The following is a 12843-nucleotide window of genomic DNA, read 5'->3' as shown; positions in this document are numbered from 1 at the left end:
TTTGAAAAATGATAATTGAATTATAACAAATTCATCGGCTTTAGGCTGTTACAAAGATACGATTACGACATTGCAAACTTGCAACAACACGTTGCATGAATACTGTTTTTAACTGCATACGATTTTGCTATTTTTAATGGTGAAATCATATGCAGTTAAAAAATGAATAGTACGACACAAATTACAACTCACGATGGTAAACGTATCAGTAAACGTTTATTGAATCACTGGAAGCACAAATTTGAAGTATCAGAGACTGAGCAGTATTCAAAAATTTTTATGCCGACAGCAACAGTGACGCTTACGCCACAAGAACAGCATTTAGATGTATTGATTGAAAATCAGCAAGAAGATGTTGCTCGTCTAGAACAGGTGGTTATTGATCATTTAAATCGTATGGCACAGCAAGAGTTTATTGTTGAATGGCAGCATCATTAAAAAAGAAGCTCAATCGAGCTTCTTTTTTGAACCTGCAACTTTTTCTAGTTGCATGGCATGGAACTGTAAGTGGTCATTCTTAGCAAAAAACTATCTAATTTTTCGAAAATGATTGAGGTCATATATTTATTAATAAGCCATAACGTTAAAGTTAAGGCGGCACACTGAAGTATCCATCTAAAACGACTGTTAACCACTTTAATCTGCAAAGTTGTACTCTGCACTTTGCACCATCCCTTTTTCAAGTGTTACACGACATCCCCACCGCCCTAAGGTCTTTGACTCTACCATAAAGATCACGCCTGACTCTTGGCGAGGAAGATTAAGACCATGCTCCTTGGCGAAAGCACTCAATGCTACAACTGACATGCCAGAAGTAATTTCACTACAGGTTTGACGCATACGACTCTCAGCACTGCCAAAGGAATACGAACAATAAGAGATGCTACCAACAATAAGGAGAGCAGTTATCAGATTTGCTACTTTACTGACTTTGCTCACAAACTTTCCTTAGTGACTAAGATTGAGGCTAAGCCCCTAGACAGTTATATGGCATAACTACCATAAGAATTTAAAAAGATACTGCACAATTTTTCTTCTCATTTCGTGGCATTACTCTATCTAACAATTTAACCCACATATCAAATAGACTACAAAATAGTTTTAATGCTTTTCTAACTGAATCGCATGAAATTGCAGATGATCATCAATAAAACTTTGAATAAAGTAATACCCATGATCATAGCCCTTGTGCTGGCGTAAAGTTAAATGCTGCCCTGCTTCTAGACAAGCTTGCTTAAACTTTTCAGGGTTTAATTGAGCATAAAACTGATCTTCTAGACCTTGATCAATTAAAATTTCCTCAAAAATTCCACCCTTTTGCTGGACTAAAGCCGTTGCATCGTGTGCTAACCATTGCTGTTGATCTGTACCTAAATAGTGACTAAATGCCTTTTCTCCCCACGGACAAATACTTGGAGCGCAAATCGGAGCAAAAGCTGAAACCGATTTAAATTGCTCTGGGTATTTAAACGCCAAGGTTAATGCACCATGACCTCCCATTGAATGTCCAAAAATTCCAATCTGACTTTCAATAATTGGAAATGCTTGTAAAACATGTGCATAAAGTTCATCAACCAAATAAGACTCCATTTGGTAATGTTCAGCCCAAGGTTGTTGAATAGCATTGATATAAAAGCCTGCACCCTGACCAATATCCCAATGATCGCCCTGCGCAACTCCCTCTCCACGCGGAGAGGTATCAGGGCTAATTAAAATCAGACTCAGCCGGGCTGCCATACGTTGTGCATGTGCTTTAATTGCAAAGGTGTCTTCAGTGCAAGTTAAACCCGCAAGATAAAATAATGCTGAACAAGGCTTTCCTTCTAAAGCAGCAGGAGGTAAATACACTCCAACTTTGGTTAGACCTTTAAGATGCTGTGATTCCAGTTGATAAATACGCTGTTCACCTTCAAAACAACGATTTTTTTGCAGTAGATGCATGTTGATTATCCTGTGTTTTTGTAATGTCTGTTGTTGTGATATTTTGCGTTGGGAATAAATATGGCTCAAGTTGTGGCAACATCAATTCCATGTTACGACCAATAGCCCATTGCGGCTCGGATGGTTCAAATCCTTGAGCTGTTTCCCACTGTGTCACAGTTTGTTTAGACTGATCAAATGCTTTTTTCATTGAGGATTGTTCACGCATCGCCAAATCGAAGAAAGCACGACCAAAATAAGTGTAATCCGCTTCATTATTACAACCAAAAGAGGTTTTATCTGCGGCTGAAGCAGTAATAATTAAGGTTTCAGGTGACTGTAATGCTGGAATAAAACTTCCTGAATAACACGCTGAAATTACAATCACTCGCCAACGAATACCTGATTTATCGAGCGTTTCACGTAGCCATTTCGGGTCGACTTGCCCTAATTCTAATGGTGCATTTTCGAGTTCAAAATGATTACGCTCACCGTGGGATGTCATATAAAGAAATAATACATCGCTATCACGGTTCATCTGCTGACCAATCCGACGCAACGCTAACTCAATACTGGTTTTAGACGCAATTGGAACATCTAAACGTGTCGCAGGATTATTAATCAACATAATGGAACGTCCAAACGTTCCAAAACGAGTATCAAATTGCTCTCTAATGCGCTCAATTTCAGATTTGAAAACATCAGCGTAGCTATCCCCAGCTACGCCCATAAAATACCAATGGCTTTTCGCAATATCACCATATTGGATTTGATCTAAAGCTTTGTCCAACACATGACTTTGCGCATAAAAAGCATCTTCAGCAAAACTTGGTGGTGTTTCTTCAACTTTCCAAATCGGTTGATCTTTTACCGAAAGTTGCCAAACCACCATGGTTGCAATAGTCGCAATAAAAACTAAAGCACGCTCCCACCACGGCCAATTTAATGCCCGTGAAAATACCCAAATCACAGCCAGACTTTGCCAAACAAATAGTCCAACAAATAATGGTGGTAAGAAACCATTATAGATTGTATCGGGAATGAAATTTAGATAGCCATTTGAACCTAAATATTGGATCAAGCACTGTAATAATAGGATATTAGTATCAAGCACTAACCATAATAATGCGGGTACAAGCATTAAACGGGCTTGGTTCATGCGTTGCGAAAGGAAAATCCCCACAATTAAGGCAATAAAAGGCCAAAGCGCGTAACCAATCAAACCTTGAGGGTTGAATTCACCAATTTGCCCTGCCACCAACCAGCTATAAAGTGAATTGGTACAACCACCTAAAATACCCCAAATAATGAGTTGCGTAATTGATGGATGAACAATCTGTAAGGAACGTCGAGACCCAAGGAACAACCACATTCCAGCAATTTGGTTACTTTTAAAATCATGCCAGATATTAATGGAGGGTTTGAGGTCGATCATAAAGTTCTTCGGGTATTTCTCTTTTCAAGCTTAGATTGAGAATATGTCTATCTTTTATAAAATGAATATGACTTTTCCTAAAAGGAACAACGTCTTTCCTTCATTTAATCTCGACAAGAATTTTTTATCAATCATGCTTTTGCACTATATCACAAATCTTTACCGAGCATTCACCTAAGCTAAACAATCACTTGGATAAAAGTTAAGTTGAACTTTTGGGAAAATATGCATCAAAACGACAAGCATCACCTAGCCATTGATGATCTGGAGCTTGATCAGCCAAATAAACTGCATGTCGAGGTCGTTTTACAATAACGCGCTTAGCGATTTTACTGGCAAGATGCAGTAATTCATCACCTAAATCCATTTCACCATCTTCAGGTAATAACATATGCAATAATTGCATTTGCTTTTTGACCTGTGCCTGTTTCTTTTGTGCTTGGTGGTTTTGATCTCGCTGTGGGAACATCGGATCTAAATAAATGACATCGATCTGTTCATCTCGCTGCTTTAATCCATGTAAATAATCAGTTGAATCAGCATAAATGAGTTGAATCCGTGGCATAACAGATTGCAGAAAAGGATCTCGTTCTGCTTGGGCTTTGGTATATTCTAATAATACAAATAGGATGGGATGACGTTCAATTAAACGCACATCAGCACCCAAATAAGCCATCAATAAACTATCATGACCTAAGCCAGCTGTTGCATCAATTAAGCTAGGTTTTTCACCTAATTGACATGCTCTTGCGATCATTTCGGATTTCAGACTGGCTCGTTTTAAACGAGGAATTTCAGCACGCCAATCCGGTTGCATTTTCATCCCATTCGCAGCCAGACTCAGTCCATCTTCATCTAAAACCAAGGCCATATCTGGATTCAGACGAAGGAAACGTGCATTCACTTTTTCAACGATTTGACCTTTTAGTTCGACATCCAAACTCGCTAAACGGGTTTGAAGTTGTTGAAATTGCTCCGCGTACTCCGTCTGATACCAACAGATCATCTGCATTACCAATGCACCCAACCTGTCCACCATGTCGCCAAAATAAATAAACCAAACACTATACGGTAGTAAGCAAAAGCGGTGAAATCATGCTTAGAGACATAACGAATTAATGCACGAATCACAATTAAAGCTGAAACAAAAGCAACAATAATTCCAACTGCTAAAATAGCCATATCATTACTATGTAATTCATGACGCATTTTATACATATCCAGTAAGCCTGCCCCCATCAATACAGGAATACCGAGGAAGAATGAAAATTCAGCCGCTGCTTTACGTGAAATACCTAAAAATAATGAGCCGATAATGGTTGAACCAGAACGTGATGTCCCAGGAATTAATGCAAGACATTGAATCAAACCAATCAAAGTTGCCTGCTTGAATGTCAAATCCTCGACTTCAGGACTTATAATTTTATGCTGACGGCGTTCGGCCCATAAAATAATCAAACCACCGACAATGAGCGCAATTGCAACCGTAACTGCATTAAACAAATAAGCCTTTACTACATCGCCAAAGGTTAATCCAATAATCACAATTGGAATAGAAGCAATAATTAAATTCAGGCTTAAACGTCGACCTTGTTCTTGACCTGTGAGTGCGCCGATTAATGCGCCCCAGAGTTTGCCCCAATATTCATAGATTACCGCTGCAATTGCACCGATTTGTACTGCAACAGCAAACATTTCTCGCTTTTCAAGCGTCCAGAAGTCTAGCAACTGCCCTGCTAGAATCAAGTGCCCTGTACTTGAGATCGGTAGAAATTCAGTAATCCCTTCCACCAAACCCATAATTGCTGCTTTAAATAGCAATAAAAGATCCATAATTAACCTTAATTCGCTTTACTTTGTTCTGGAATTTTTTTCCATGCATCATCACGTAAATACACAGGGAGTGCATGCTCAGCATCAACCCATTTTTCTTGTACAGCATAAATTCGAGCAATTGTTGCAATGTCTTGTGCAGTTGCTCGAATTTCTGTTGCAGACGTTTTTAGAATGGAAGCCTCTTGCGAGTCTATTTGACTTGGCTTAATCAATTCTGAACCTGAGCCAATCGCCGTAAATTTACGATATGCGGTCGCTTGTTCATAATTTAATAATTTTTCTTCATCGACAGCATGCATAATGCCATTTTCATCTAGACTAAAATTAGCAATATAAACTTCTTGCATACGTGCATCTAAAACAGCTGTAACCTGATGTAATCCTGTCAAACGATATGCAGCTTGCGCTAACGCTTGCAAGCTTGATACAGGAATAACAGGCAAATCTTGTGACCATGCCAAAGCTTGAGCAACCGCAGCATTAATACGTACACCACTAAATGAACCTGGCCCACGACTAAACGCAATTGCAGCCAAATCAGCCAATTGAGTTTGAGTTTGTAATAGCGCCTGTTCAGTTAATGGCAAAATGGTTTGCGTTTGTGCTTTTGGTCGCTCATCTAATTGAAAATAGAGTTCTTGAACATCATCAATTAATGAAACTGAACAGTGCTCATTTGCAGTTTCCAATGCAAGCAACTTCATGCAAAAACCTTAGCTTAAAAGAGATAAAAAACGTCGAGTATCATACCCCACTCAAGCGCCCTAAGCGAGTTATTGACTTTTTATAGATACAAAAAAGCCAAGGATATACTTGGCTCAAGAAACACACTATATCAATTCGTAATTATTAGAAATTAAACTCTTCCAATACTAAAAAATTCTTATAATGTTCAGCATAATGTAAAGCACTCAAGCGTAACCGTGCAGCGCCTTGCTCATCTAAAGTTTTGATCACTTTTCCTGGTGATCCCATCACCACAGAATTGTCAGGGATAACTTTACCTTCAGGAATCAATGCATTTGCACCAATAATACAATTTTTACCAATCACCGCATTATTTAAAACTACAGCATTGATACCAATTAAAGAATTATCTCCAATCGTACAGCCATGCAACATGGCTTGATGACCGACTGTCACATAATCCCCAATATTCAGTTCAATACCTGCATCAGTATGTAAAACTGCATTCTCTTGAATATTCGAGAAATTTCCAATCCGAATTTTACAATTATCAGCTCTTACAACCGCACCAAACCAAATACTAACTTGGCGACCTAACTCAGCTTGACCAATCACCGTTGCATTCGGTGCAATCCAGCCATCCCAAGGTTCATGTAATGCTTTAGGGCTCAATCCTTGATATGTGTACATCATGACAAAATACTACTCTATTTTAATAAGACGTGATTAGAATTTAGATAATCCAAAATGAGGAGGATTAACTAAAAAAGGCCATTTTTTTTGATGTCCTAGCCCATACTGAAATAATGATACTAACATTCGAGCGGTTAAACCCCATACGATCTCATTTTCAACCTGCATACTCGGAAAATAAATTGATTGTCGAGCTAAACGCACTTCATACGGTAAAGGTGGTGCATCAATTAATTGCTGCAATGGTGCAAAAAAAATACGATCTATCTCTGTAGGTTGTGCAATTAGATCTACTTCTGCGGGAATTAATCCTACAATCGGTTTCACAGATAAACCACTACGCGCACGTTGTATCGGTAGATCACCTAACAGCTTGACATCGAAGGGATTAAGCGCTGTTTCTTCTTGTGCTTCACGCAAAGCAACTACAATATTACTGGTATCACTCGGATCACGCTTTCCTCCTGGAAAAGACACCTCACCTGCATGTTGAGATAAATGGATTGAACGACGTGTGAGTAAGACCTTAGGTTGCTGTTCTTGTGTAATTGCAATTAAAACCGCTGCATCAGCTTGTTGGATTCGTTTGGAAAAACGCAACCGTTGTTGTAAAAGCTGTATTAACGATGGTTCTTCCATATGACTCATCTCTTTTTCTCATTTTCCTTAAAAATCATCATAACTGAAATTTCAATCACAATCATAGATCATGATGCGAAGTGATCAAAATTCAGTTATGCTGAGTTATCTCTGTAGCTGATGATAATTATGAGCTTTTGCGTTGCGTGTGGACATCAAACTGAAGCAAAAATCCCGCTAGGTGATCATAAAACACGGCTCGTCTGTACACACTGTGGCAATATCCACTATGAAAATCCGAAAGTTATTTGCGGTGCATTAGCCATTTGGGATAATAAAGTTTTATTGTGTCGACGTGCCATCGAACCACGTTATGGGCTATGGACACTTCCTGCTGGGTACATGGAATTATTTGAAACCATGGAACAAGGTGCTGCTCGTGAAACACGAGAAGAAGCTGAAGCCGAAGTTGATATTGAACAACTATACTGTATGTATAATATTCCACGTATCGGGCAAATTTATGTTCTATTTAAAGCACAATTGAAAGATGGTGTTTTTGGAGCTGGAGAAGAAAGTCTCGAATGCCGTTTATTTGAAGAACATGATATCCCATGGGCAGAACTCGCATTTCCGAGTGTAGAACAAACTTTAAAACATTATTTTGCAGATCGTAAATTAGGATTATTTCCATCTCATTTAGAAACATTAGGTACACGTTTAGATCATACAGGTTAAATAAAAAGACCGCTTATCGCGGTCTTTTTATTTAACTTTTATTTTGTCTTAACAGCTTTACAAGCATTTAAATTTTGATCTGCAAGTTGAATAGTCACTGGACCAGTCCAGCGTTTAGCCATTTTACGATCTTCATCTGTTGGTTTAACATACTTATTTCGCTCTGTGTCGTCTTTCAAACTATCGTATAAATTTACATACACATCCTGATAATAAGCGTAAGTGTTTGACCAATATACTGTACTACTTGTCTCAGTAAAGTCAGTTAATGTTATTTCCTTTTGTGGGGCATCACTTAATAAATTATGAATATTAATTTTAGCGCCACCAATAGCTCTAATCGTCTCGTTATAAATAACGCCAACATTTAATCCAAACATCGCACCATTTAATATACCAAATTTTGGATTAGACAAAATTGCTCGGACAGATACTGATTTACTTGTAGGTGTAAAAGAGGTTGCTCCTGTAGAGCCTATACGATATTGAGTTTCTCCAAATTCATCAGTGATCGTCCCATCTGAATTAATAGATTGGATTTTTCCACACTCTCCAGACATATCACTAGATGTAGAATTTTTACGAATATCAGTTCGGATATCACCATTCTCGTCAATTACAATCCCTAATTTAATTTTTTCTGAGTCAGGAATACTATTATCAGAGAAACCAAAAATTAGAGTCGCATATAAAGGGAAAATATATTTTTGATTTGTTTTTACATTTGTACTAGTTTTAAAAACATCTTTACCTAAGTAACTTGGCGGGTTTGCTTTATAAATTTCTAAACTTCCATTATAAGCTCGACCATCTATAGCTTGCTCCCATTGCCCCAAATGTGCTGTATTTACAGGGTCAGTATCTTTAGCATTTAATAGCAGTCTATAAACATATTCTGTCCCAGGGATTGTATGACCGTTAATCAACTTACCTTGCTTAAATTTTAAGTCTTCTGATGGGTTGGTTGTCAAAGCAAAACGCAGCGGTTGGTTAGAGTTTATTTCACGATTAATCGGATTCAACCACGTATTTTGAGGATTAATTTGTACTTTTTGAGCTTTGACTTTAGTAATTAATACAGATGGTGGATAAAGTTTACCCTCTATAAAACTTGCAGGACCTCTCCATTGTTGACCTGTTCCTATTGTATATCCTTGTCGATCTGTAAGTAAAAAGACCTCCCCCATCGAATGTATAAGGTCATTACCTTTATCAGGATTTACACAATCATTATAATTTGATTGATTACAACCAAAAAAGCCATCTGGAGTCTTAACTGAAGGTGTAATTGTACCCGCTTTTAAGAAAGGTATTGTTGTTTGCCATACACCTGCATTAGATAAATTTAAGAGACGCTGAAGCAGCACCATCGCCTGTTCATCTGTTACATTACTAACACTTAACCATGGCTTTAAGATATCAACGTAAGAACCATTACTCAGTTCAGCGACACCAATATCTTTAGTTAATTGAGATAATAGATCTTTCTTTTCGTCAGTAATCTGAGTAGGTTGAATATCCCCCAAAGCATTATCTTCTTGCTCAAGACCAATGCTATGAAAAATTTTTATTAATGCTATCGCTACGCGAATAGTCTCATCATTTGGATCAAGTGCTGTTGGCATTTTTCCTGTTAATGCGCTTGCTAAATCAATGACTCGAAGCCGTGGTACTGGATACCTTAAATCATTAATCTTGGAAATATCATCCAATTTCACAACACCAAGGTTAATTTTCCTAGCATCTTTACCTTGTATATAAAAAGTTGCCGTGTCGCCTAATTTACAAGCTCCCCCAACAGCATTTGAATCAAGTTTAGTTGCAAAGTGATTTGCCTTATCGCTACTACAATCAAAATTTAAACCAGAAATAGGATAATCCATGGCAAAGGGTAGACAGTCGCTACTTGTAGGCGTACAACTCGTACTAGTTGTTACGCCACTAACCCCTTTATTTGGATCTTCATTAATTTTTGTACTCTCGCCTCCACAACCTTGTAATAATGCTACTAATGTCGTTAAAGCAAAAGGTAAGAAAATTTTGTTATTTGTCATGGGTTCATCCTATTAATGCTTACTGTAAAGCAGCAATCTTAATCTGTCCTTGATTTGAAAGTTCCTGCTCTGGAACATCCACGGCTGATGCTAATGGAGTCATCATCATATAATAACTTTTAGGCGGTATCTTAATTACACCTTGAAGGGCTGCATGTTGTAATAATGTTGCTGGAATCTTCTGATTCTTAAATCCACTCACGCCTTCTAATATACAACCAGACTTATCTAAAAAAATCACTAAAGGCCAATAATATGTCGGTTTATCATTATTAGATGCATAAGAATCAAATTGCATATATTGAATATTTTGATCAAGCTTGACCAATTCATATTCAAATTTTTCTTTTATAGGTTTCCGAGGCCATAAGCCAATTTCTTTTTCGGGAACTAAACTCTTGATTGTTTTATTTTTGCTATAACTTTCTAAGAAACAACGATCATTCTCAAATGCCAGAGATAAATCTTGTGCAGATAAACGAACATAATTATTAGATAAAGTAATTGAATTTAGACTCTGGTTTGATTTGTTTAATATTTTATCCAAAATTGATCGACTTACGCCTTTTTTACGCTCTATCGTCTCTAAACGTCCTGTTCCATCAGGCATAGTATAAAAGCGCTTTTTACCCTCTAAATTAAATTCCTGATCTTCTAAATATTCATTATTCACATATTCAATTCCATCTACTTGTATGAATGCAGATGAAGCAGATGAAGCAGATGAAGCAGATGAAGCAGATGAAGCAGATGAAGCAGATGAAGCAGATGATTCTGCCTCAATATTAGTTAGACTTTTACTAGCAACATTTAATTTTGGTGTTATCTTTTTATTCGTATTTGCATCAATTATTTCTTTTGAAGTATTTATAAAATTTTGAGATTTTGTTTGATTAACTACGTCAGAAGCTAATTTTGATTCTGAAGATGATTGCATTTTAACTGTATTCTTAACAACATCTTGATTAGACATTGATATTGTTGGTAAATCTAAATTGACATTATTTCTAACTGGTAGATTTTTTTCTGATGCTGCTGGAGAATCAACATGAGTAGAACGTTCTGTTCTATTCTCATTTTCTGTTGGTTTTTTAGGAATAATCATTGGTCTTCCATCAGGGCCAATAATTGTATAAAAACCTTGTGCATATACAACCGAAGTACTTGCAATAACAGTAAAAATTACAGATATTGCAAGCTTAGATTGTTTTATTATCATAGTCGTTAACATTACCATTTTGTTCTATAGCTGATACCAAGCAAAGTTACCTTAGTATTGGTTTTAATATCTAGGCCTGCATACGGGTTTAATAAAATATTATCAACCCCTGTTTTATTTGCAAGACTACTAGTATTTGCAGGAATATCATCACGACTGCGTAAGAAGCCAATTGAAAGATCTAAATCTGTATCTTGATCAAATCGATAACCAGCACCTAAACCGAACAGTTGAGCATTATTAATTGGTACCATCGTATTGCGCTTGTCATCCGGAATTGAACTTGTACGAGGCTCATAACCCATGCGCAACTTCAGCCGATCAGTTGCTGAATATTCAAAACCGATTCCCCAACGCCAAGATGATTGAAACTTTAAAGGTAAAGCTAAAGAACGATCCGTTACATCAGCAGTCAAAAGTTTAGCAACCTTTAATAATGATATTTGTCGATCAAATTCAAACTTAAACTTATCCCATGCAGCGAAGTCGGTCCAACCGAGATCAAAGTTCATTTGCAAGTCGGGAAATATTTTATATTTTATACCCGCTTTAAAATGTTGCGGATATTTAAAATCCATGGCAACTAAACCAGATTCCACATTAGGAATATACCCAGGCAAGCCAAGAATTGCCGCAAGAATTTGACCAGTCGCTGACGAATTTAAACCAGCTACGAGTTGTTGCGGAGCTGTCGCATTATTAATTAAATATTTACCTCGCAATCGCATTTTAGCTTCACTTTGATAAACCATACCAAAACTAAAATCATCGGTTGGCTCCCATAATACGCCCAAATTATAACTTGGACTTAATGATTGCTCTAAAGATACATCCATTGCCCCCACTTTACTAAACGGGTTCATACCTTCTTTGGCGTTACAAATACCAAATAATAGTAAATCGGTGATAATATCCCCATTATTCTTAAATGGAGTACATACCACTTCATCTACCATTCGCAATACACCAATCATTTCATTTGGAAAGCGTAGATCCGTTTTAAGTGCGATCGCTTGGTAAGACATACCAAATGATGCACCAACTGATAAATGATCATTCACTTGATAACCAAAAGAGGGCGATAAATAGGTAATACGCTCTAATGCAACTTGTTGGCCCATATAATTACTTGGATTACCATCTTCTGCGCCAAAACCTGCAACTAATGGTGCGTACATAGCTGTCGCATAGGTTACTTTGGAACCAGGTGGCTTATAAGCAATCGCTGCAGTTGGTGCAGCTAATGGAGCATTAGGTCCTAAATCTACGATTTTTTTAAGAATCGGTACATAAATACTTGCGTATTCAATGTCCCCGTGAACTGTTCCTTTAAAATCTGTACAAATTCCAGTTCTAACTTCTGGTCCGTCATTACAAACCAATGGATCATCGGAATAACCAAAAACATTATAACCAGCAGGAGCTGAATACTCACGTTGAATAGCAAAATTAGCTAAAATCCCTTGTACATCAGTTTGTAAACCATCAATTTTCGCCAGTGCTGCTGGATTAAAATGTACTGCACTAATGCCTGGTGGATCAGCGGTGACAGCATTCCCCAAAGAAAGAGAACGTAAGTCTACAGATAAGTCTTGTCCCAATTGCGCATTGGCAATATTTGATAAGCTAGCTAAAAAAATTGCTGCCGTTAAAGGACATAATTTTAGGTATTTCACCATTAC

Annotated in this window: 13 protein-coding genes; 2 read left to right on the top strand and 11 right to left on the bottom strand. The window is 37.4% G+C overall.

What is annotated here, in order from left to right:
- Window positions 1–162 precede the first annotated feature (162 nt).
- Entirely contained in the window at window positions 163–438 is a 276-nt protein-coding gene (locus NO346_RS13285) for a DUF2218 domain-containing protein (protein ID WP_256415462.1), read from the top strand.
- A gap of 198 nt (window positions 439–636) precedes the next feature.
- On the opposite strand, the gene NO346_RS13280 is transcribed toward NO346_RS13285, so the two are convergent.
- From NO346_RS13280 to NO346_RS13245, 8 genes are all read right to left on the bottom strand, one after another.
- A complete protein-coding gene (locus tag NO346_RS13280) occupies window positions 637–939 on the bottom strand; it encodes a hypothetical protein (protein WP_256415461.1) in 303 nt (100 codons plus the stop codon).
- A gap of 162 nt (window positions 940–1101) precedes the next feature.
- Window positions 1102–1941, bottom strand: a complete 840-nt coding sequence (fghA, locus tag NO346_RS13275; protein ID WP_256415460.1) for an S-formylglutathione hydrolase — start codon at window positions 1939–1941, stop codon at window positions 1102–1104.
- On the bottom strand, window positions 1910–3355 hold the full coding sequence (locus NO346_RS13270) for a C13 family peptidase (protein WP_256415459.1): 1446 nt from the start codon (window positions 3353–3355) through the stop codon (window positions 1910–1912). Before NO346_RS13270 ends, fghA begins: the two co-directional genes overlap by 32 nt.
- Before the next feature lie 202 nt (window positions 3356–3557).
- Entirely contained in the window at window positions 3558–4367 is an 810-nt protein-coding gene (locus NO346_RS13265) for a class I SAM-dependent methyltransferase (RefSeq protein ID WP_256415458.1), read from the bottom strand.
- Window positions 4367–5188 carry an undecaprenyl-diphosphate phosphatase gene (locus NO346_RS13260; protein ID WP_256415457.1) on the bottom strand — a complete coding sequence of 274 codons (822 nt, stop codon included), beginning with the start codon at window positions 5186–5188 and terminating at the stop codon, window positions 4367–4369. Before NO346_RS13260 ends, NO346_RS13265 begins: the two co-directional genes overlap by 1 nt.
- A gap of 8 nt (window positions 5189–5196) precedes the next feature.
- Complete coding sequence (gene tsaB / locus NO346_RS13255) at window positions 5197–5895, bottom strand: tRNA (adenosine(37)-N6)-threonylcarbamoyltransferase complex dimerization subunit type 1 TsaB (RefSeq protein ID WP_256415456.1); 699 nt, start codon at window positions 5893–5895, stop codon at window positions 5197–5199.
- Between the two features lie 145 nt (window positions 5896–6040).
- On the bottom strand, window positions 6041–6568 hold the full coding sequence (locus NO346_RS13250) for a gamma carbonic anhydrase family protein (protein ID WP_241282007.1): 528 nt from the start codon (window positions 6566–6568) through the stop codon (window positions 6041–6043).
- Between the two features lie 36 nt (window positions 6569–6604).
- On the bottom strand, window positions 6605–7219 hold the full coding sequence (locus NO346_RS13245) for a CoA pyrophosphatase (protein WP_005218190.1): 615 nt from the start codon (window positions 7217–7219) through the stop codon (window positions 6605–6607).
- Window positions 7220–7339: 120 nt separating this feature from the next.
- Here NO346_RS13245 and NO346_RS13240 point away from each other — a divergent pair, with 120 nt between their 5' ends.
- Entirely contained in the window at window positions 7340–7888 is a 549-nt protein-coding gene (locus NO346_RS13240) for an NUDIX hydrolase (RefSeq protein ID WP_005158740.1), read from the top strand.
- Between the two features lie 38 nt (window positions 7889–7926).
- Here NO346_RS13240 and NO346_RS13235 read toward each other — a convergent pair whose 3' ends face one another.
- Genes NO346_RS13235 through NO346_RS13225 form a run of 3 tightly spaced genes read right to left on the bottom strand, consistent with a single transcriptional unit; the run spans window position 7927 to window position 12837 of the window.
- Window positions 7927–9942, bottom strand: a complete 2016-nt coding sequence (locus tag NO346_RS13235) for a hypothetical protein (protein WP_087536801.1) — start codon at window positions 9940–9942, stop codon at window positions 7927–7929.
- Window positions 9943–9961: 19 nt separating this feature from the next.
- Window positions 9962–11173 (bottom strand): putative pilus assembly protein FilE, encoded by a 1212-nt coding sequence (gene filE / locus NO346_RS13230; protein ID WP_256415455.1) that lies wholly within the window; start codon window positions 11171–11173, stop codon window positions 9962–9964.
- Complete coding sequence (locus tag NO346_RS13225; protein ID WP_256415488.1) at window positions 11173–12837, bottom strand: outer membrane protein transport protein; 1665 nt, start codon at window positions 12835–12837, stop codon at window positions 11173–11175. The genes filE and NO346_RS13225 overlap by 1 nt, the downstream gene beginning before the upstream one ends.
- Window positions 12838–12843: the final 6 nt, after the last annotated feature.

It is taken from the genome of Acinetobacter sp. 5862, assembly GCF_024494585.1.
Taxonomy (GTDB): domain Bacteria; phylum Pseudomonadota; class Gammaproteobacteria; order Pseudomonadales; family Moraxellaceae; genus Acinetobacter.
The sequence above is the reverse complement of the archived record's forward strand: the minus strand, read 5'-3'. Positions and strand labels throughout refer to the sequence as shown.